Origin of the sequence: Microbacterium sp. UMB0228 (assembly GCF_002871415.1) — a bacterium.
Lineage (GTDB): Bacteria > Actinomycetota > Actinomycetes > Actinomycetales > Microbacteriaceae > Microbacterium.
This window is the reverse complement of record NZ_PNFU01000004.1, coordinates 100736-119933: the sequence shown is the minus strand read 5'-3', so window position 1 is coordinate 119933 and position 19198 is coordinate 100736. Positions and strand designations below refer to the sequence as shown.

21 protein-coding genes, 2 tRNA genes and 1 pseudogene are annotated in these 19198 nt (G+C 68.3%); 12 read left to right on the top strand and 12 right to left on the bottom strand.

Features of this window, described 5'->3' with window-relative positions; all coding sequences use genetic code 11:
* Position 1: 1 nt before the first annotated feature.
* A complete protein-coding gene (locus tag CJ226_RS11110) occupies positions 2 to 487 on the bottom strand; it encodes a ribose-5-phosphate isomerase (protein WP_060922011.1) in 486 nt (161 codons plus the stop codon).
* Positions 488 to 518: 31 nt separating this feature from the next.
* Positions 519 to 1703, bottom strand: a complete 1185-nt coding sequence (locus tag CJ226_RS11105) for a ferrochelatase (protein ID WP_062634636.1) — start codon at positions 1701 to 1703, stop codon at positions 519 to 521.
* A 169-nt stretch (positions 1704 to 1872) separates the two neighbouring features.
* On the opposite strand from CJ226_RS11105, the gene pepN reads away from it, so the two are divergent.
* The 4 genes from pepN (at position 1873) to CJ226_RS11085 (ending at position 7690) form a co-directional block, all read left to right on the top strand.
* Positions 1873 to 4425 (top strand): aminopeptidase N, encoded by a 2553-nt coding sequence (gene pepN, locus CJ226_RS11100; RefSeq protein WP_102209197.1) that lies wholly within the window; start codon positions 1873 to 1875, stop codon positions 4423 to 4425.
* 81 nt (positions 4426 to 4506) lie between these two features.
* Positions 4507 to 5583, top strand: a complete 1077-nt coding sequence (locus tag CJ226_RS11095) for a mechanosensitive ion channel family protein (RefSeq protein WP_062634639.1) — start codon at positions 4507 to 4509, stop codon at positions 5581 to 5583.
* The gene (locus CJ226_RS11090) at positions 5580 to 6029 is read left to right on the top strand and encodes a globin (protein WP_102209196.1); all 450 of its coding nucleotides are present in this window, start codon (positions 5580 to 5582) and stop codon (positions 6027 to 6029) included. The genes CJ226_RS11095 and CJ226_RS11090 overlap by 4 nt, the downstream gene beginning before the upstream one ends.
* Positions 6026 to 7690: an FAD-binding dehydrogenase gene (locus CJ226_RS11085; protein WP_102209195.1), complete on the top strand. Its 1665-nt coding sequence runs from the start codon at positions 6026 to 6028 to the stop codon at positions 7688 to 7690. Before CJ226_RS11090 ends, CJ226_RS11085 begins: the two co-directional genes overlap by 4 nt.
* A 31-nt stretch (positions 7691 to 7721) precedes the next feature.
* Here the strand turns inward: CJ226_RS11085 and CJ226_RS11080 are convergent, their stop codons facing one another.
* Positions 7722 to 8387, bottom strand: a complete 666-nt coding sequence (locus CJ226_RS11080) for a hypothetical protein (RefSeq protein WP_062634642.1) — start codon at positions 8385 to 8387, stop codon at positions 7722 to 7724.
* 50 nt (positions 8388 to 8437) lie between these two features.
* Between CJ226_RS11080 and CJ226_RS11075 the strand changes: the two genes are divergently transcribed.
* Positions 8438 to 9325, top strand: a complete 888-nt coding sequence (locus CJ226_RS11075; protein ID WP_062634644.1) for an acyl-CoA thioesterase II — start codon at positions 8438 to 8440, stop codon at positions 9323 to 9325.
* 67 nt (positions 9326 to 9392) lie between these two features.
* Here the strand turns inward: CJ226_RS11075 and CJ226_RS11070 are convergent, their stop codons facing one another.
* The 6 genes and pseudogenes from CJ226_RS11070 to CJ226_RS11050 form a co-directional block, all read right to left on the bottom strand.
* Positions 9393 to 11606, bottom strand: a complete 2214-nt coding sequence (locus CJ226_RS11070; protein ID WP_062634646.1) for a transglutaminase domain-containing protein — start codon at positions 11604 to 11606, stop codon at positions 9393 to 9395.
* Positions 11607 to 11666: 60 nt separating this feature from the next.
* Positions 11667 to 11756, bottom strand: a pseudogene (locus CJ226_RS18480) (DUF2510 domain-containing protein); the annotation flags it as partial.
* Between the two features lie 102 nt (positions 11757 to 11858).
* Positions 11859 to 12347, bottom strand: a complete 489-nt coding sequence (locus tag CJ226_RS11065) for a thioesterase family protein (RefSeq protein WP_025103392.1) — start codon at positions 12345 to 12347, stop codon at positions 11859 to 11861.
* A 7-nt stretch (positions 12348 to 12354) separates the two neighbouring features.
* Positions 12355 to 14034, bottom strand: coding sequence for an energy-dependent translational throttle protein EttA (ettA, locus tag CJ226_RS11060; protein ID WP_025103391.1), 1680 nt, complete (start codon positions 14032 to 14034; stop codon positions 12355 to 12357).
* An 80-nt stretch (positions 14035 to 14114) separates the two neighbouring features.
* Positions 14115 to 14600 carry a hypothetical protein gene (locus tag CJ226_RS11055; protein WP_257996620.1) on the bottom strand — a complete coding sequence of 162 codons (486 nt, stop codon included), beginning with the start codon at positions 14598 to 14600 and terminating at the stop codon, positions 14115 to 14117.
* Between the two features lie 9 nt (positions 14601 to 14609).
* A complete protein-coding gene (locus tag CJ226_RS11050; RefSeq protein ID WP_062634648.1) occupies positions 14610 to 15065 on the bottom strand; it encodes a single-stranded DNA-binding protein in 456 nt (151 codons plus the stop codon).
* A 206-nt stretch (positions 15066 to 15271) separates the two neighbouring features.
* On the opposite strand from CJ226_RS11050, the gene CJ226_RS11045 reads away from it, so the two are divergent.
* Positions 15272 to 15544: a hypothetical protein gene (locus CJ226_RS11045; protein WP_102209192.1), complete on the top strand. Its 273-nt coding sequence runs from the start codon at positions 15272 to 15274 to the stop codon at positions 15542 to 15544.
* Positions 15545 to 15570: 26 nt separating this feature from the next.
* Here CJ226_RS11045 and CJ226_RS11040 read toward each other — a convergent pair.
* Positions 15571 to 15646, bottom strand: a tRNA-Arg gene (locus CJ226_RS11040).
* Positions 15647 to 15707: 61 nt separating this feature from the next.
* On the opposite strand from CJ226_RS11040, the gene orn reads away from it, so the two are divergent.
* The 6 genes from orn to CJ226_RS11010 all read left to right on the top strand — a co-directional run bounded on the left by orn (position 15708) and on the right by CJ226_RS11010 (position 18308).
* A complete protein-coding gene (gene orn, locus CJ226_RS11035; protein ID WP_062634652.1) occupies positions 15708 to 16334 on the top strand; it encodes an oligoribonuclease in 627 nt (208 codons plus the stop codon).
* A gap of 36 nt (positions 16335 to 16370) precedes the next feature.
* A tRNA-His gene (locus CJ226_RS11030) sits at positions 16371 to 16446 on the top strand.
* A gap of 67 nt (positions 16447 to 16513) precedes the next feature.
* Positions 16514 to 17143 carry a LysE family transporter gene (locus CJ226_RS11025; protein ID WP_102209326.1) on the top strand — a complete coding sequence of 210 codons (630 nt, stop codon included), beginning with the start codon at positions 16514 to 16516 and terminating at the stop codon, positions 17141 to 17143.
* A 33-nt stretch (positions 17144 to 17176) separates the two neighbouring features.
* Entirely contained in the window at positions 17177 to 17524 is a 348-nt protein-coding gene (locus CJ226_RS11020) for a metallopeptidase family protein (protein ID WP_062634653.1), read from the top strand.
* 2 nt (positions 17525 to 17526) lie between these two features.
* Complete coding sequence (gene clpS, locus CJ226_RS11015; protein ID WP_062635203.1) at positions 17527 to 17814, top strand: ATP-dependent Clp protease adapter ClpS; 288 nt, start codon at positions 17527 to 17529, stop codon at positions 17812 to 17814.
* A complete protein-coding gene (locus CJ226_RS11010) occupies positions 17811 to 18308 on the top strand; it encodes a DUF2017 family protein (protein WP_102209191.1) in 498 nt (165 codons plus the stop codon). Before clpS ends, CJ226_RS11010 begins: the two co-directional genes overlap by 4 nt.
* Before the next feature lie 6 nt (positions 18309 to 18314).
* Here CJ226_RS11010 and CJ226_RS11005 read toward each other — a convergent pair whose 3' ends face one another.
* Positions 18315 to 18896, bottom strand: coding sequence for an aminobenzoate synthetase (locus tag CJ226_RS11005; RefSeq protein WP_062634657.1), 582 nt, complete (start codon positions 18894 to 18896; stop codon positions 18315 to 18317).
* A complete protein-coding gene (locus tag CJ226_RS11000; protein WP_062634659.1) occupies positions 18880 to 19197 on the bottom strand; it encodes a hypothetical protein in 318 nt (105 codons plus the stop codon). Before CJ226_RS11000 ends, CJ226_RS11005 begins: the two co-directional genes overlap by 17 nt.
* Between the last annotated feature and the right edge of the window lies 1 nt (position 19198).

Genomic DNA, 19198 nt, shown 5'->3' with positions numbered 1-19198 from the left:
GTCAGGCTCGGGGGTCCGGGAGGAGCGACCCGTCGCGCTCGAAATCGGCGATCTGTCCGATGCGCCGGACGTGCCGCTCGTCGCCGGAGAACGGCGTGGCGATGAACCGGTCGATGAACGCCGTGACCTCGTCGTAGGTGTGCTGACGAGCTCCGATGGAGATGACGTTCGCGTCGTTGTGCTCCCGCGCGAGCTCGGCCGTGGAGAGGTTCCAGACGAGCGCTGCACGGACCCCGGCGACCTTGTTCGCCGCGATCTGCTCGCCGTTGCCCGAGCCGCCGAAGACGACGCCGAGAGCCGGCACCCCGGTCGCCTGATCGACGACGACGGCCTGCGCCGCCCGGATGCAGAAGGCGGGGTAGTCATCGAGCGCGTCGTACTCCACCGGACCGTGGTCGATCACCTCGTGCCCTGCGGCGCGGAGATGCTCCTGCAGCCGGGTGGAGAACTCGAGTCCGGCGTGATCGGTGGCGATGTGGATGCGCATGGTCTCCATCCTAGGATCCGGTGTCCGCGACTCAGGGGGCGATGCCGGCAGCCGCGGGCTTGAACCCCGCGCGCACGTTCTCGCAGCACCCGGGACGGCAGACGTCGAACGCGCCGGGCAGATCGGTGACGTGCGGACGCTCCGCGTTCGGGCGACCCTGCAGGCGCTCCTCGATGAGGTCGACGATGCCCTCCACGAAAGCCTCGCGGACACCGGGCGTCGGCGTGCGGACGAAGGCGAGGCCCGCCTCCTCCGCGGCCTCGGCGGCCTCGGTGTCGAGATCCCAGAGGACCTCCATGTGGTCGCTCATGAACCCGACGGGGACCACGATGACCGCCTTGCGCCCGCGCGCCGGGAGCTCCGCGATCACGTCGCAGACGTCGGGCTCCAGCCAGGGCTGCGACGCGGGGCCCGAACGGGACTGGTAGACGAGCTCCCAGGGCACGTCGGCGGCTCCCGGGACGGCGGCCCGCACCTGCTCCATCGTCCACTCCGACACGGCGAGGTGCTGCGCGGCATAGGCCCCGCCTTCGCCCCAGTCGATGTCGCGGGCGCCGGAGCGCTCGGCGTCGGCGGTCGGGATGCTGTGCGTGGAGAAGAGGACCTGGATCTCGGTCGGCGCGAAGCCCTGGTCGAGGTAGCCCTGCACCGACTCCCGCACGCCCGCCTCGAAGGCCTCGACGAAGCCGGGGTGGTCGTAGAAGGGGCGGATCTTGTCGATGGTGACCGTCTCGCCGAGGCCGGTGTCGGTCAGCACGCGGGCGAAGTCCTCGCGGTACTGGCGGCAGCTGGAGAACGAGCTGTACGCGCTCGTGGCGAAGGCGAGGAGGGTGGTGTGGCCGTTGGCGGACGCCTCGGGCAGCACATCCTCAAGGTACGGACCCCAGTTGCGGTTGCCCCAGTACACCGGGAGGTCGATCCCGCGGGCCACGAGAGCCTTCTCCAGCGCGTCCTTGAGCACGCGGTTCTGGCCGTTGATCGGGCTCACGCCACCGAAGTGACGGTAGTGGTGCGCGACCTCCTCCAGCCGCTCGTCAGGGATGCCCCGACCGCGCGTCACGTTCCGGAGGAAGGGGATCACGTCCTCCTGGCCCTCCGGGCCGCCGAAGCTCGCCAAGAGGATGGCGTCGTAGGCGACGGGCGTGGTCACATAGGGGTCGCCGCCGGCAGCGGCGGGCGAGGCAAAGGGAACGACATTCGGCTCGATCGCGGTCACCCCTCCATCTTCCCACCTCCGCAGACGACGAGCGTCCGCACGACCGTGACTATCCCCGGTTCGTGAGGATCGACGGCGCGCGCGCCGCTCTGGCGTAGGCTGTCATGGTTGCCGTCGGCGCCAACTGCGCCGACCCCGGTTACATCCCCTCACCCCTGGGAGTACAGCTTTGCCTGGAGAGAACCTCACCCGAATCGAAGCGCAGGAGCGCCGCGACGTCGTCGACACGCACTCCTATGAGGTCGCCCTCGATCTGACCAAGGGCGCCGAGGTCTTCGGCTCCCGGAGCGTCGTGCGCTTCTCCGCGTCCCCCGACAGCTTCACCTTCATCGACCTCATCGCCCGCGACGTGCGCGAGATCTCGCTCAACGGAGAGCAGCTCGACCCGCGCGAGGTCTTCGCCGACTCCCGGATCGCACTCGCCGGACTGCAGGAGGAGAACGTCCTCGTCGTCGACGCCGACTGCCTCTACACCAACACCGGCGAGGGCCTGCACCGCTTCGTCGACCCGGTGGACGGCGAGGTGTACCTCTATTCGCAGTTCGAGGTGCCCGACTCCCGCCGCGTGTTCGCCGTCTTCGAGCAGCCCGACCTCAAGGCCACCTTCCAGTTCACGGTGACCGCCCCCGCGGAGTGGAAGGTCGTCTCCAACTCCCCCACCCCGGAGCCCATCGTCCACGACGACGGGGTCTCGGCCACCTGGGGCTTCGAGCCCACGCCCCGGATCTCCTCCTACATCACGGCCCTCGTCGCCGGACCGTACGAGGCCACCTTCTCGGAACTCACCAGCGCCTCGGGCCGCGTGATCCCGCTCGGCGTCTACGGACGCAAGAGCCTCTGGCAGCACCTGGACGCCGACTACATCTTCGACAAGACCCGAGAGGGCTTCGCCTACTTCGAGTCGAAGTTCGGCGTTCCGTACCCGTTCGCCAAGTACGACCAGCTCTTCGTGCCCGAGTTCAACGCCGGCGCGATGGAGAACGCGGGAGCGGTGACGTTCACCGAGACGTATGTCTTCCGCAGCAAGGTCACCGACGCCGTCAAGGAGCGTCGCGTCGTGACGATCCTGCACGAGCTCGCCCACATGTGGTTCGGCGATCTCGTCACCATGAAGTGGTGGAACGACCTCTGGCTCAACGAGTCGTTCGCGGAGTGGGCGTCCACCATCGCGACGGCCGAGGCGACCGAGTGGACCGAGGCGTGGACCACCTTCAACGCGATGGAGAAGACCTGGGCCTACCGCCAGGACCAGCTCCCCTCCACGCACCCGATCGTCGCCGAGATCAACGACCTCGAGGACGTGCAGGTCAACTTCGACGGCATCACCTACGCCAAGGGCGGCTCGGTCCTCAAGCAGCTCGCCGCGTGGGTCGGCATCGAGGCGTTCTTCGCCGGTGTCTCGCAGTACTTCCAGAAGCACTCCTGGGGCAACACCGAGCTCAGCGACCTCCTGACGGAGCTGGAGGCCACGAGCGGCCGCGATCTCGGCACCTGGTCGAAGAAGTGGCTGGAGACGGCCGGTGTGAACACCCTCGAGCCCGTCGTGGCCGAAGACGACAACGGCAGGATCTCGCGCTTCGCCATCACCCAGACGGCTCCGGCCGACTACCCGACCATCCGTCCGCACCGTCTCGGCATCGGGTTCTACTCGCTGCAGGACGGCGCGCTCACGCGCACCCATCACATCGAGGTCGACGTGGACGGCGACCGCACCGAGGTCCCCGAGCTCCAGGGCCTCGACCGTCCCGACCTCATCCTCCTCAACGACGACGACCTCGCGTACGCGAAGATCCGTCTCGACGACAAGTCGCTCGCGACCGCGATCGCCCACCTCGCCGACATCCACGATCCCCTCGCCCGCTCGCTCGTCTGGGGAGCCGCCTGGGACCAGACCCGCGACGCGGAGACGGCGGCGTCCGACTACATCGACCTCGTTCTCGGCAACATCGGCCGGGAGACCGAGTCCACCACGGTCCGCACCACCCTCGCGCAGCTGCGCACGGCGGCGACCCTGTACGTCGCCCCGGCGGAGCGCGAAGCCGCACGGCTGAAGGTGGCGGATGGCCTCTGGGCACTCGCCGAGTCGGCGGAGGCCGGCAGCGACAGCCAGCTCCAGTTCGTCACCGCCTTCGCGAACAACCTGGTGACGCCGGAGCACGCCGGCATCGTCGGGCGTCTGCGCTCGGGTGAGGAGACGCTCCCCGGGCTCGACGTGGACGCCGACCTGAGCTGGCAGCTCCTCGTCGGCCTCGCGACGATCGGTGCGACGGACGCCGGGGCCATCGACGCCGCGCTCGCCGCCGACAACACCGCGAAGGGTGCGGAGTTCGCCGCGCAGGCGCGCGCCGCTCTTCCGGACGCCGCCGCGAAGCAGGAGGCCTGGGACGCGCTGATCGCGCGCGACGACGCCCCGAACACGATCGTCCGCTCGGCGGCCCTCGGCTTCGTCCACCCGGCGGGTGCGGCGGTGCTGGGCGCCTTCGTGCCGCAGTACTTCGACATGCTCCTGCCGGTGTGGGAGTCGCGGACCTACCAGATCGCGCAGTACCTGATCGTCGGGCTCTTCCCCACCGCTCTCGCCGACGTCGCACTGCGCGACGCGACGCGGGGCTGGCTCTCCGAGCACCAGGACGCGCCGCCCGCTCTGCGCCGTCTCGTGCTGGAGAACCTCGCGGACGTGGAGCGCGCCCTCGCCGCGCAGTCCCGCGACGCCGAGGACTGACCCTCCACCGCCGACACTGAAACGGGCCTCTGCCGCCGCTCTTCCAGCCGGCGCAGAGGCCCTCTCGGTACCATCGAGACGATGCTGATTTCCGCTGAGACGACCCCCACGCCGACGCCCGCCGAACTCCCCGCGTGGGTGGTGGATATGCTCGCGCTGCTGACCAAGGTCGGCGGCAAGCTCCTGCAGATCGCCCTGATCATCGGCGCCTGCGTCCTCATCGCGCTCGTGCTGCGCCGGGTGATCAGGCGGGTCGTGCACCGCATCGTCGACACCGCCAAGAACAAGGCCGCCGTCGACGACACCCAGGCACTCGAACGCTCCCCGCTGGCCGACATGCGGCTCGTCCAGCGCACACGCACACTCGGCACCATCCTGCAGAACATCGTCAACGTGATGCTCGTGATCATCGCGATCATCCTCATCGTCAACGCGATCGACAATGCTCTCCTCGGATCACTCACCCTTCTCACGGCGGCGGTCGGTGCCGGCCTCGGTTTCGGTGCCCAGAACATCGTCAAAGACGTGCTGAACGGGATCTTCCTCGTCGCCGAAGACCAGATCGGCATCGGCGACGTCGTCGACCTCGGGCTGGCGAGCGGCGTCGTCGAGTACGTCAGTGTGCGCGTGACCCAGGTGCGGGACGTGAACGGGACCCTCTGGTACGTGCGCAACGGCGAGGTCACCCGGATCGGGAACATGTCGCAGGGCTGGGCACGTGCCATCGTCGACATCGGTGTGGCGCCGGATTCCGACCTCGAACAGGTCGAGCACATCCTGCTGGAGACGGCGCAGGGCCTGGCGAAGGACCCGAAGTGGCGCACCCGCATCGTGGAGAAGCCGGAGCTGTGGGGGCTGGAGTCGGTGGACGGCGACGCTCTGGTGGTGCGCGCCGTCATCAAGACCAGGGCGAACGCGCGAGACGACGTGGCGCAGGAGCTTCGACGTCGCCTCCGAGCCGCTCTGCTGGAGAAGGAGATCGACGTGCCGCGTCTCGCGGACGTCGTGCCCACCGGATTGGAGGGTGCGCGCCGCGTCCGGGGCGCCAACCCGCCGAAGACGCGCCCCAACGCCGTCACCGGGGTGCCCGTCATCCCGGATCGCGGCATCTGGCGGCGCAAGAAGAACACCGGCGGCGACGGGAGTGCAGACAAGTGACGTTCTACGACGAGGTCGGCGGGCGCGAGACGTTCGCGAAGATCGTCTCGGTGTTCTATCGCGAGGTGGCCCTCGACCCCGTGCTCAAGCCGATGTATCCGGAGGAGGACCTCGGTCCGGCTGAGGAGCGCCTGCTCCTGTTCCTCGAGCAGTACTGGGGCGGCCCGAGCACCTACGGCGAGACCCGCGGCCATCCCCGCCTGCGGATGCGTCACATGCCCTTCCGGGTCGACCCCGACGCCCGCGATCGTTGGCTTCGTCATATGCGCACGGCCGTGGACGAGGCGCAATTGTCCCCGTTGCACGAAACCACCCTCTGGGACTACCTGGAGCGCGCCGCCTATGCCATGGTGAACACATTCGAGCCGTCCGGCATCGGCACGGCACCCCAGGGGCGCACGACCCTGGAGACCCGCACCCGTCAGGAATCAACGGAGACCCCATGACGACCACACCCCCGACCGCAGACGTCCTGGTGATCGGTTGGGGGTTGGCCGGTCTCGTCGCCGCCGCGGAAGCCCTCGAGGCCGGACGTCGGGTCGTCATCGTGGACCAGGAACCGCGGACGAACCTGGGTGGGCAGGCGTGGTGGTCCTTCGGCGGGCTGTTCCTCGTGGATTCTCCGGAACAGCGCCGTCTCGGCATCACCGACTCGCTCGAGCTCGCGACCCAGGACTGGTTCGGCACCGCCGGATTCGACCGCCCCGAGGACGAGTGGCCCCGGCGCTGGGCCGAGGCCTATCTGCAGTTCGCGGCCGGCGAGAAGCGCTCGTGGCTCCGCGCCCGCGGTGTCGGCTTCTTCCCGGTGGTCGGCTGGGCCGAGCGGGGCGGCTACGGCGCCCTCGGTCCGGGGAACTCGGTCCCTCGCTTCCACATCACCTGGGGCACCGGGCCGGGGATCGTCGCCCCGTTCGCGACCGCCGTCGAGCAGGGAGAGCGGGAGGGACGGCTCACCGTCCTCGCCCGACACCGCGTCGAGGAACTCGTCCTCACCGGCGGGCGCGTGACCGGTGCGCGCGGGAGCGTGCTGGCGTCGGACGGTGCCGCCCGGGGCGTCCCCTCGTCCCGAGACGTGATCGGCGCGTTCGAGATCGACGCGACGGCGACGATCGTGGCCTCCGGGGGCATCGGCGGGAACCATGACCTCGTCCGCGCGGCCTGGCCCTCGCGTCTCGGCACTCCCCCGGCGCACATGCTCTCCGGCGTGCCCGCCTATGTCGACGGCTCGATGCAGAGCGTGAGCGCCGCCGCCGGAGCCCGCCTCATCAACGGCGACCGGATGTGGCACTACGTGGAAGGCATCACGAACTGGGACCCGGTGTGGCCGCAGCACGGCATCCGCATACTGCCCGGGCCCTCGTCGCTGTGGCTCGACGCGACCGGACACCGGCTCCCCGTTCCGCTCTACCCTGGCTTCGACACCCTCGGCACGCTCGAGCACCTGCGGCGGACGGGCCACGACCACTCCTGGTTCGTGACCTCGCGGCAGATCGTGGAGAAGGAGTTCGCGCTGTCCGGCAGTGAGCAGAACCCGGATCTCACCGGCAAGGATGTGGCCCTGCTCCTCAAGTCCCGCCTCGCGAAAGGGCCGACCGGACCCGTGCAGTCGTTCCTCGACGAGGGCGAGGACTTCATCGTCGAGAACGACCTGGAGTCCTTGCTGGAGCAGATGGCGGCCCACCCCGGGGGCGAGCTCCTGGACATCGACGCCGTGCGCCGCGAGGTGGTCGCCCGCGACCGGGAGATGGCCAACGACTTCAGCAAGGACCCGCAGATCGGCATGCTGCGCTCGATGCGGGCCTATCGCGGGGACAAGCTCATCCGCACCGCGGCCCCGCATCGGCTCCAGGACCCCTCCGCCGGGCCGCTGATCGCCGTCAAGCTGCACGTGCTGACGCGGAAGTCCCTCGGGGGGATGAACACGGATCTCGACGGTCGTGCGCTGGATGGAAGCGGCGCGCCGATTCCGGGGCTCTTCGCGGCGGGCGAGGCCAGCGGCTTCGGCGGCGGAGGGGCGCACGGCTACCGCGCCCTCGAGGGCACGTTCCTCGGCGGGTGCCTGTTCTCCGGCCGTCAGGCCGGACGCGCAGCGGCTGCCCTCGGCTGATCCCGAGCTGCCCGCCGGTCCCGTGGTCGCGTCAGGCGCGGGTGCCGGTGGCTCGCACGCCGGTCAGCCCGGAGGCCACGGGACCGCGGGCGAGCACGTGGCCGCGGCGGAACGCGAGCCGCGTCCAACGACCGGAACGCGTGACGGGCACGTCCTCTTCGCCGGAGATGAAGCCGAGCGCGTCTGCCGCGAAAGCGACGCCGCGCGGCAGGCCGCCGAGGTCGTCGTCCGGCTCGCCCCAGATCGCCGCACGGAGCGCGCGCACCGCCTCTTCGCCGGATCCCGGTCCCGCACCATGCGCGACCGCGGAGATGCCCCACTGCGCGCGCTGCGCGATGACGGAGGCGGGAAGGACGCTTTCCACTGTCCAGCCCTGCCGAGGCGGGGCGACGCCGGCCCACGCGGGCGATAGCGCGGTCTCCGGGAGCGCCAGGCGCTGCGGGTCGTCCGTCGGGCGCAGGGCGTCGATCACGAGGTCGCACTCGAGCTCCGGGTCGGCACGGACGATGCGCATGGCGAGAATCGTCGGCGTCTGATCGAAGAGCCCCTGAGGCGCGAGGACCGCCGTGGTGAGGGCCAGCACGCCCTGATGAGCCTGGAGACGCACACCCTCGTCGGACACCCGGGCGGCGCGGCCCGCGAACGTGAGGACATCCTTCGCCGTGTCCGGATCGGCGAGCAGGAGCTGAGGGGTCACGCGTTCTAAACTACCAACGAGCGGCGACCCCGGGCCGCGGAGGGGAACACATGAGCGCCGACGAGCACGCCATCCAGACCGTGGAGCGTCTTCTCGACGTCCTCGACCTCGACGCGACCCAGGCGCGGACCACGGAGGACATCTTCACCGGCTCGTCGCACCCGATGCCGAGCGGCCGCATCTACGGCGGGCAGGTGCTCGCGCAGACCCTCGTGGCCGCGGAGCGCACGCTTCCGGAAGACCGCGCCGTCCACTCGATGCACGGCTACTTCCTTCGTCCCGGCGATGCGAGCCAGGGCATCACCATCGCCGTCGACCGGATCCACGACGGCCGCTCCTTCTCCACCCGCCGCACCCAGGCGTACCAGAACGGAGTGCCGATCTTCTCGATGATCGCCTCGTTCCAGGATGCCGACCCCGGGGTGGAGCACGCCGAGCCCATGCCCGCAGGAGTGCCGCTCCCGGAGGACCTCGCCCCTGACGAGGACCGCGTACCCGGACTCGCCGGAGGCGCACGACGCATGCTGAGCGAGCGGGCCGCCGACATCCGTCACGTCGACTCCCCCCTCTATCTGCCGAACGATGACGAGAGGGTTCCGCGGCAGTCGGTGTGGATGCGATTGCGGGCACCGCTCCCGGACGACCAGCGACTGCATCGGGCTGCGCTGGCCTACCTCAGCGACATGACGATCCAGGAGTCGATCCTGCGCGCGCACGGGGTCTCCTGGTCACTCCCCGGGCTGAAGGTCGCGAGTCTGGACCACGCGATGTGGTGGCATCGCCCGGCGCGCGTGGACGAATGGCTCCTCTACGTGCAGGAGTCGCCAAGCGCCCGCGGAGGTCGCGGACTCGCGACGGGGCGCGTGTACACCCGAGAGGGCACGCTGGTGGCGAGCGTCGCGCAGGAGATCATGATCCGGGTCCCCGAGGGTCGCTGAAGCAACGTCGCACCGGAGGAAGCCGTCAGCGTCGCTCTGACGGCTTCCCCCGGGACGTCGATGCGGACTAGGGCGTCGTGTAAGCGCCCTGGTACATCGGGACGATCCATCCACTGTCCTTCGTCGACCGCTCGGCGACACCGGTGAAGTCCGCCTCGTTGATCAGCAGGTACTTCGTGATGTCGTCGGTGTCGTTCCAGGTGGTGTCGACGGCCTTCCACACGCCATCCACCTTGACGTGGTTCCACGCATGGCCCGATCCCGAGTCTGCGATGATCCCGCTGACGTAGATGGACTCGAGGCCTGCCTTGCGGGCGAGGAGGTTGAAGGTATCGGCGTATCCGCCGCAGATCACCCGCTTGTCGATGAGTCCCCCGCGGGCGTCGGAGTACCGCTGGTTGTCCTCGATGAGACGACCGAAGGTGCTCTCGATCCCCGCGAGTGCCTCGTAGTCGTACTCCATGTTCTCCACGATCCACTTGTTGATCGCGGTCACCTTCTCCGTGTCGCTCATTCCCTCCGCGATCGCGGCCGAGATCGCCTCGTCAGCCAGATCGTTGACCTGGGACTGATCCTCCTTCGCGGTGGAGCGGTAGTTCACGTAGAGGTTGTTCCCGGAGAGCCGGTAATCGTCGACGGAGACCCGCACCATCGGGTTCTGCCGAATCGCCTCGTAGATGGCCTCGTCCGGCGAGGGATATCCAGGGGTCTCCACGAACTTCGTCATGTCGATGAGGCGTGTGCCCGCGACCATGTGGCCGGCGAGGAAGGTGCTGAACTCGTTGCTCCCGTACACGTCGTATTCAGAGTCCGGAACCTCTGCGACCGGCTTCATCTCCGCGAAGGCGTCGAGGGACATCGTGGGGTCCTGCGCGATGGTGTCGTCGCCGGTGGGAAGGACCTCGGTCTCAGCACGGTGGTTGTACGCCTGGGCGTTCGCGATGGACTGCGCGAGCCACTCCTCCTGCGAGACGCCATCCGGCATGACCGCGGTGATGTTGTCACGCATCTTGGTGCCGAGAACGCTGAAGGGCATACTGGCGTACCAGGCGCCTCGGCCGTCTAGGTACCAGAAGTCCTCGTACTTGACCTCGATCGCATCGACGTCGATCCGCACGCCCATCTTGGCCGTGTCCCCGTTGAGAGTGGTGACCGGGTACCAGGTCGGCAGCGTCGTGAGGTCACCGGCATCGACCGGGAAGAGGTCGCGAGCCTGCCAGTATGCCTTCTCGTACGGGAAGCTTCCGATTTCGTCCTTCACCTCCTTGAGAGACATGCGCGTTCGTTCCGAAAGGTCGTCGGAGACGGCGATGACAGCGAGGTCAGCCTTGGAGCGCACGACCTCGAGACCGGACGCGGACCCGAAGTTGAGCTCATCGGCCGAGTCGTAGGTATACAGGGCCAACTCACGGTTCGCGACTGATTTCTCCTCGTAGTCCAGCACTGCCTTGGACTCCCAGGAGGTTTCTGTGGTCTCTGCGATGACCTCGGGCCAGACGGTCTTCTCTCCGGTGTACTCGCCGTCGACCAGATAGTCGGAGGCACGCGTCTTGATGAGGTAGTACGTGAAGTCCTCGCTCATTCCCTTCGGCTCGTCCCAGGACAGCTTGACGGAGCCGGGCGCCTCGCCGACGGAGGTTCTCAACTCGATGGGGTCGTGGAGGACGTCCTCTTCATCAGCGGCCTCGATCGTGTGCACGATGGGAATGTCGAGCTTCTTGCCATCCTTGTCGAACCGCTGGACGACGTAGTACCGAGCCATCTCGGTCCACATGGTCGCCGTCTCCGCCTCATTCCAACTCACCCTGAGATCCTCGGGAAGACCGAGGTCGCTGGACAGCGCCTTCTCGGAGTCGAAAGACCATTTGTACGTGGAGTTATCGAGAACGCTGACCTCTGCGGTGCGATCTCCGTCGAACCAGAACACCGAGGAGAACTCGGGCATGATGGTCAGCTCGTCGTTGAGGTACACGTCGATGACACCATGGGCGAGCTTGCCCTCCTCGTTCGCAGGAGCGAGGGTCTCCGGATCGACCTCGAAGGGAATCTCCAGGGGCTCATCCGGCTGCAGATAGGTGACCGGCTCCCAGAGGTACCCGCCAGCCTCGACCGGCTCACTCGATCCACCGAGCCCGCTTCCTCCGGTGAGGTTGTTGACCACCACGATGCCACCCGCCACGAGAGCGACCGCGGCGACCCCACCGAGAACGGAGAGAACAACTTTCCTGCCCTTCCCCTTCTTGTTCTGTTCGGGAAGGTCGTCCGGCGAGTGCTCCGGCATGGCGGGCTGCTCGGCGGTCCGATGCTCGTGCTGCCCTGGGAGTTCCTGGTTCGGCGTTTCAGGGCGATTGGTGTGCGCGGTCCACCGATACCCATCCCACCACCGGTGAAACCGCGAGTCCTCCGGGTCCGGATACCATCCCGGTGCCACAGTGCTCAAGTTGCTGCCCTCCGATGCGCAAGTCGATAAACGTCTCCCTTGAGACTATTCGACGCGCGCAGGAGCGACCGGCGACGGTGTCGTGCCGATCGCTCAGCGGTGGGCGTACTCGATGGAGGGGCCGACGTACGGCTCCCACGCCTCACGCATCTCGGCCGTCAGACGCGTCGGCCGCCCGGTGCCCGCATCGACGAGCACGATGATGGCCGTGGAACGCGCGTACAGCTCACGCGGCTCGGCGGCGGGGTCGTTGTGCACCTCGTAGCAGACCTCGACGCTGGAGCCGCCGAGCTTGCCGAACCACATCTGCACCTCGAGCGGGCGCCGCTGGTACGGAACCGGAGCGAGGTACTCGATCTCCTGCCGCGCGATGAGCGTCAGGATCCCCTCCTCGATCCCGGAGTCGAGGACGGCGGTGGACGGCGCCTCCTCGCCGGGCCCCGCACGCCAGAACGCGCGGACGCGCGCCTCCTCGAGCAGCTTGAGCATCGAGGTGTTGTTGACGTGGTTGAACGCATCCAGATCGCCCCAACGGAGGTGGATCGGGATGTGCAGGCGGGAACCCGGCGAGTCGGTGCTCATGGCCACCTCAGTCGCGGGTGAGCTTGCGGTGCGTCGACCGGTGGGGCTTCGCCGCATCCGGGCCGAGACGCTCGATCTTGTTCTGCTCGTAGGCCTCGAAGTTGCCCTCGAACCAGTACCACTGGTCGGGCTTCTCGTCCGTGCCCTCGTAGGCGAGGATGTGCGTCGCGATCCGGTCGAGGAACCACCGGTCGTGGGTGATAACCACCGCACAGCCGGGGAACTCGAGCAGCGCGTTCTCCAGGGAGCTCAGCGTCTCGACGTCGAGATCGTTGGTGGGCTCGTCGAGAAGGAGCAGGTTGCCACCCTCCTTGAGGGTGAGCGCGAGGTTCAGACGGTTGCGCTCACCACCGGAGAGCACGCCGGCCTTCTTCTGCTGGTCCGGGCCCTTGAACCCGAACTTCGAGACGTAGGCACGCGACGGGATCTCGGTCTTGCCGACCGTGATGAAGTCCAGACCGTCGGAGACGACCTCCCACAGGGTCTTGTTCGGGTCGATCGACGACCGCGACTGGTCGACGTAGCTGATCTTGACGGTCTCGCCGATCTTGAGATCGCCGCCGTCCAGGGGCTCCAGCCCGACGATGGTCTTGAACAGGGTCGTCTTTCCGACGCCGTTCGGGCCGATGACGCCGACGATGCCGTTCGGCGGAAGGCTGAAGCTCAGGCCGTCGATGAGCGAGCGGCCGTCGAAGCCCTTCTTGAGGTTCTTGGCCTCGATGACGACGTTGCCGAGTCGAGGACCGGCGGGGATCTGGATCTCCTCGAAGTCCAGCTTCCTCGTCCGCTCCGCCTCGGCCGCCATCTCCTCGTACCGGGCCAGACGCGCCTTCGACTTCGTCTGACGGCCCTTCGCGCTGGAGCGGACCCAGTCCAGCTCGTCCTTCAGGCGCTTGGCGAGCTTGGCGTCCTTCTTGCCCTGGATGTCGAGGCGCTCGGCCTTCTTCTCCAGGTACGTGGAGTAGTTGCCCTCGTAGCCGATGAGGCGTCCGCGGTCGACCTCGGCGATCCACTCGGCCACGTGGTCGAGGAAGTACCGGTCGTGGGTGATGGCGATCACGGCGCCCTTGTACGACTGGAGGTGCTGCTCGAGCCAGAGCACGCTCTCCGCGTCGAGGTGGTTGGTGGGCTCGTCGAGGAGCAGCAGATCGGGCTTCTGCAGCAGCAGCTTGGCCAGCGCCACGCGGCGCTTCTCGCCGCCGGAGAGCGGAGCGATGGCCGCGTCGCCGGGCGGGGTGCGGAGGGCGTCCATCGCCTGCTCGAGCTGGGAATCGAGGTCCCAGCCGTCCGCCGCATCGATCTCCTCCTGCAGCGTCCCCATCTCCGCGAGGAGCGCGTCGAAGTCGGCGTCCGGATCGGCCATCAGCGCAGAGATCTCGTTGAACCGGTCGACCTTGGCCTTGATGGCGATGCCGTCCTGGATGTTCTCGAGGACCGTCTTCGACTCGTCGAGCTCCGGCTCCTGCATGAGGATGCCGACGGAGTACCCCGGCGAGAGCTTGGCCTCTCCGTTGGACGGGGTGTCGAGCCCGGCCATGATCTTCAGGATCGTCGACTTTCCGGCGCCGTTGGGGCCGACCATGCCGATCTTCGCGCCCGGCAGGAACGCCATCGTGACGTCGTCCAGGATGAGCTTCTCACCCACCGCCTTGCGGGCACGAACCATGGAGTAGATGTACTCAGCCACCGAAAACCGCTCCTTCTGTTGGCGTCGAAGATCGACACTCCAGCCTACCGGCCGCGAGTGGGCTTATCTGTGTACGCGAGTCACCAGTCGATCGGCCGCGTCGCGCCCACCAGGCACCGTCCGCCGGCGAGTTGGGGCATGACCGTGGTCACGACGGCACCGGTGGAGGGACCAACCTGTCCGATCAGGCACTCCTCCTCACCCCAGCGGACCGAGAACTGGATACTCTCCGCCGGGTTCCCGACCGTGGATTGATCCGGTGTGAGCTGCATGGCGTCCCGATCGAATCCCGCCGCGACGAGACCGTCGACGTACGCGCGCCCCTCCCCGCGTTGCTCCGTCCCCCAGACCTGCTCTGCGACCGCCGTGAAGACGGGGAGGTTGTCCCCGGCGCTCCCGTCCGGCACCAGAGCAGGAGGGGCGGGCGGTGTCGGAGCAGCGGTGGCCGTCACCGTGGGAGTCGGCGTCGCCGTGGGCTCCGGTGCGCATCCGGCGAGGAAGGCTGCCGAGACACCGGCGAAGAGCACGAGCGCCGCAGCGCGGGACGGGAGGACCGATCGGAGCACGAGCAGAGTCTAGGCCGCCTCGGTCTGCGCAGGCTGATCCCACGCGTCGCGATCACCGTCATCCGCCGCCGAGGGATCAGCGCTCTCCCCTCCCTCCCCGGATGAGGGCCGGGCGCTCGGCCGATATGCGGTGGTTCCCCACCGGAGATCGTGCCCGATCGTATCCGCGTCGATGTCGACGCTCGTCCCCTGCTTGCCGTTGCTCTCCCAGGGGCGCACGCGGAGTCGCCCGGTGACGATGACGCTGTCGCCCACCCTCAACGATGCCCGCGCATGCTCCGCCAGCTGTCGGAAGGCGGCGATGGAGAACCAGTTGGTCCCCGCATCCACCCAGGTCCCGCTCGCGGGGTCGAAGCGCCGGTGCGTGCTCGCCAGCCGGAAGTTCGTGACGGGCACTCCCGCGGTCGTCCGCCCGGGCGTGGGCTCCGTCGCGACTCTGCCCACGATGGTCACGGTGTCGATCATGTGTTCATCCTCTCGGTGCCGGCACGGCGGCCGGATGCCCTCCAGCGTGCACCGGGCGGACGGGTGCGCAGGGCCGCGATCGCGCGTTCTGTGGAAGGTCGAGAGCGAAGGGGCTCCGTGCAGAAGAGGCCCGGTCACCGCTGGATATCGACGCCCGGACGAATGTCGGTGGCCGGTCGTACGTTCGAACCATGGAAGGAGAGACCATGACCGCCACCAGCACCTCGACCCCCGCTCCCGGAGTCCCGCTCGCAGCCCCGCCGCTCGCGTCCCGTCGAGAGCACCTCGTCCGTGCCGCCGATCACCTGTGGCGTGTCCAGGACAGCCGCGAGCATGTCCTCGGTCACCTCCGCGCGGTGGCCGATCCCCTCGGCGTCCGCTACCGTGCCGAGCGGCTCCATCTGGCGACGGGCGGCTTCCGGCTGATCGGCGAGTTCTGGCGCGCAGACGACGCGGTCGACGCGCTGCGGCACTGCTGAGACCCGTCGATCTGACGGACGATCAGTGGCGCCCCCGGCAGGATTCGAACCTGCGACCAAGAGATTAGAAGGCTCCTGCTCTATCCCCTGAGCTACGGAGGCGGACGTCTCTACCGTACCGCGCCCCGCGGGTCGATGTCGGGGCCGTCGATAGGATGGCGACATGGTGACTGCTTCGGAGAACGACCGCCTCGTCTGGATCGACTGCGAGATGACGGGTCTCGATCTCGCCGTCGACGAGCTCGTCGAGATCGCGGTGGTGGTCACCGACTTCGAGCTCCGTCCGCTCGACCCCGGATTCCAGGTCGTCATCCGTCCGAGCGCGGACGCGCTCGCGCACATGAACGACTTCGTCACCGCCATGCACGAGACCTCGGGGCTCATCGACGAGATCCCGCACGGGGTCACTCTCGAGGAGGCGGAGGAGCAGACGCTGGCGTACATCCGCCGCTTCGTCCCCCTCGAGCGCCGCGCGCCTCTCGCCGGCAACACGATCGGCACCGACCGGATGTTCCTCGCGAAGTACATGCCGCAGGTCGACCAGTGGCTCCACTACCGGAATGTCGACGTCTCCAGCATCAAGGAGCTCTCCCGCCGCTGGTACCCCCGCGTGTTCTTCCAGGCTCCGGCGAAGGACGGCGGTCACCGCGCGCTGGCCGACATCCTGGAGTCCATCCGCGAGCTCCGCTACTACCGGGAGGCCGTGTTCGTGGACGAGCCGGGCCCTTCCAGCGACGACGCCAAGGAGATCGCCGCTCGGACGGTGTCAGAGTTCGCCCCGAACATGTAATAGACTCGTGGGGTTGCCTGTTTCGGCGGGCGCATGGTGGGTATAGCTCAGTTGGTAGAGCGCCTGGTTGTGGTCCAGGAGGTCGCGGGTTCAAGCCCCGTTACTCACCCCAGCTCGAAGAGGCTCGGACCGGTTCGGTCCGAGCCTCTTCGCCTCTCACCCGGCCCTAGACTGTGCTGGTGTCGTTGGCGGTCTGGTTCTCTCTTCTCACCGCATCCGTGGTGATCAGCTTCACTCCAGGGGCCGGCGCGATCAACACGATGTCCAACTCCCTCACGCAGGGCTGGAAGCGCTCGATCTGGGGAATCATCGGCCAGCAGATCGCGCTCATCGTGCATGTCGTGATCGTGGCTGCCGGCGTCGGGCTTCTCGTCTCGCGCTCGGATGTCCTGTTCAACCTCATCCGATACGCCGGCGCCGCCTACCTGGTGTACCTCGGCATCCGGTTGATCCTGACCCGCCCCGCTCCCGCGCTCGATGACGCGCCGGATCCCGTGGATGCCCGGGAGAGCCACTGGTCGATGATGCGCCGTGGCTTCTGGGTCAACCTGCTGAATCCCAAGGCGATCGTCTTCTTCCTCGCCTTCATTCCCCAGTTCATCCGGCTGGACCAGCCTCCGCTCCCCCAGTATCTGGCCCTCATCGCGACCGTCGTGGTCGTCGACGTCCTCGTCATGTGGGGATTCTTCGCCACGGCTGCACGCCCCTTCCGGCGCCTCACCCGCTCCCCGCACGGCCAGCGGATCCTCAACACGGTGTTCGGAAGCCTCTTCATCGGCGTCGCGGCGTTGCTCGTCCTCCTGCACTGAGGAACCCGCCGTCGTCCCCGTAGGCTGGAGGGGATGGACATGGACGCCGCGGCCTTCGAGGCCCTCGTGATCGACGAACTCGACCAGCTGCCAGACGAGATGGTCGAGCAGCTCGAGAACGTCGTCTTCGTCGTGGAGGATCGTCCCGAGGACGGCAGCCTCGATCTGCTCGGCCTGTACGACGGCCTCGCGTTGCCGGAGCGCACGCAGTACGGGATGGGTGAGCTGCCCGATCGCATCATCGTCTACCGGGAACCGCACCTCGCGCAGTGTGAGGACATCAACGAACTCCGCGACGAGATCCACACCACCCTCGTCCACGAGATCGCGCACTTCCATGGCATCGACGACGCCCACCTGCACGAGCTCGGGTGGGCCTGACCATGTCGACTGCTCTTCCCGAGATCGATGAGGCCACCGATCTCTCCGCTGCACCCTTGGAGCCCTGGGAGGTCGTCGTGTGGAACGATCCGGTGAATCTGATGAGCTACGTCGTCCGCGTCTTCCGCACCTACTTCGGCTACACCCGCGAGCATGCCACCCGTCTCATGCTCGCCGTCCACCACGACGGACACGCGATCGTCGCCACCGGACCCCGCGAGACCATGGAGGTGCACGCACAGGCGATGCACGACTACGGGCTCTGGGCCACCGTCAGGAAGGCCGCATGAACACCCCACCGATCACCGTCTCGGTCGCCACGATCGAGGGCATGCACCTGGCCCGGCTCGTCGATGACTTCATGGACCTGCTCCGGGATTCCGACGGCGGCGACCCTGGCGTGGCCCGGTTGACGCCGAACGCCTATCCGGACGACGACGACGCCGCGGCGGCGTTCGCCTCGGCCACCCGCGCGGACCTCCTGGACCGACGGCTGCACGACGCGCGGGTCATGCGCACGGCGCTGCAGGTGTTCGACCCCGACGCCGAGGTGACCGATGAGGGCGCCCGCGTTCCCCGCGACGTCGTCGTACGCCGCGAGGACGTGGACGCGTGGCTCCGCACCCTCACCGCTATCCGGCTCGTCATCGCCACACGGCTCGGGATCACCGACGACGAACCCGACGTCGGCGGCGACGGCCAGGCGGTGTACGACTGGCTGGGATACCGTCTCGAACTCCTCATCGAAGCCGTGGATGAGAGCGACGCCGACGCCCTCCGCTGAGCGGAATCAGGGGACCTCGATCACCCGAGTGGCGAGTTCCCTCGGACGGTCTCGCTCGAGGTGACGGCGCTCCTGCGCCGCCCACCGGTCCCAGTGCGGGCGGTAGGTGTCTCCATCCCGCGCCAGCGCACGGGCCTTCCGCGATGATTCGCCGGACTCCACCCAGATCCGGATGTCGGCCAGGCGTGCGGTCGAGGGTCGCAGGATCCCGCTGCCCTCGACGATGACGCCGAGGGCCGGATCGACGGCGTGGGTCTCCGCCTCCTCGCCGTGTTCCCAGTCCCAGCGACGCCAGGCCCCGAGAAGCCCGCGTCCGTGGGGACGGAGGATGCCCTCGAGCGCGCGCTCCGCCCCGTCGTCGAGTCCGTCCCAGCCGGGATAGAGGGAGTCCAAGGCGATGACCTGCACGCGTCCGGTGACCGGCCAGGCTCGCGCCACGCGCGCGGCCAGAGAGGTCTTGCCTGCGCCGCTCCCCCCGTCGATCAGCACGACGGGGTTGGAGGCCGCGAGTGCGCGGACGTCTTCCGCGATCAGCGTCGCCGCGTGCGAGAGCGCCGCTGCGACCGCGTCGTCACTTCTTGAGGGCACGGATGATGCGCGTGAGGGCCCGACCGGTGACCCAGACGAAGGGCACGGCCACGACGAGGAGCGTCACGATGTTCGGCTCGAAGCGCAGGCCCTCCTCACGACGGACGTAGACGCCCACCGGCACCGAGACGCCGCCACCTCCGCCGCCTTCTCCGCCCTCCCCGCTGGCTCCGCCGAAGCCCGCGTAGGTGAACGCCACCGGAGTGACGGTGACGCCGTCGATCTCCTGCGGTTCTCCGTACGCGCTCTTCACGCCGAAGGACGCGACCTGATTCCCGAGTTCCAGTGCAATGTTCGGCATG

Coding starts and splice junctions, on each gene's coding strand:
- CJ226_RS11020 (WP_062634653.1), top strand. CDS start 17,177: ATGGACATGGACGCCGCGGCCTTCGAGGCCCTCGTGATCGACGAACTC.
- CJ226_RS11095 (WP_062634639.1), top strand. CDS start 4,507: ATGCTGATTTCCGCTGAGACGACCCCCACGCCGACGCCCGCCGAACTC.
- CJ226_RS11070 (WP_062634646.1), bottom strand. CDS start 11,606: ATGCCGGAGCACTCGCCGGACGACCTTCCCGAACAGAACAAGAAGGGG.
- CJ226_RS11000 (WP_062634659.1), bottom strand. CDS start 19,197: ATGCCGAACATTGCACTGGAACTCGGGAATCAGGTCGCGTCCTTCGGC.
- CJ226_RS11085 (WP_102209195.1), top strand. CDS start 6,026: ATGACGACCACACCCCCGACCGCAGACGTCCTGGTGATCGGTTGGGGG.
- CJ226_RS11010 (WP_102209191.1), top strand. CDS start 17,811: ATGAACACCCCACCGATCACCGTCTCGGTCGCCACGATCGAGGGCATG.
- CJ226_RS11065 (WP_025103392.1), bottom strand. CDS start 12,347: ATGAGCACCGACTCGCCGGGTTCCCGCCTGCACATCCCGATCCACCTC.
- orn (WP_062634652.1), top strand. CDS start 15,708: ATGGTGACTGCTTCGGAGAACGACCGCCTCGTCTGGATCGACTGCGAG.
- clpS (WP_062635203.1), top strand. CDS start 17,527: ATGTCGACTGCTCTTCCCGAGATCGATGAGGCCACCGATCTCTCCGCT.
- CJ226_RS11075 (WP_062634644.1), top strand. CDS start 8,438: ATGAGCGCCGACGAGCACGCCATCCAGACCGTGGAGCGTCTTCTCGAC.
- CJ226_RS11045 (WP_102209192.1), top strand. CDS start 15,272: ATGACCGCCACCAGCACCTCGACCCCCGCTCCCGGAGTCCCGCTCGCA.
- CJ226_RS11050 (WP_062634648.1), bottom strand. CDS start 15,065: ATGATCGACACCGTGACCATCGTGGGCAGAGTCGCGACGGAGCCCACG.
- CJ226_RS11110 (WP_060922011.1), bottom strand. CDS start 487: ATGCGCATCCACATCGCCACCGATCACGCCGGACTCGAGTTCTCCACC.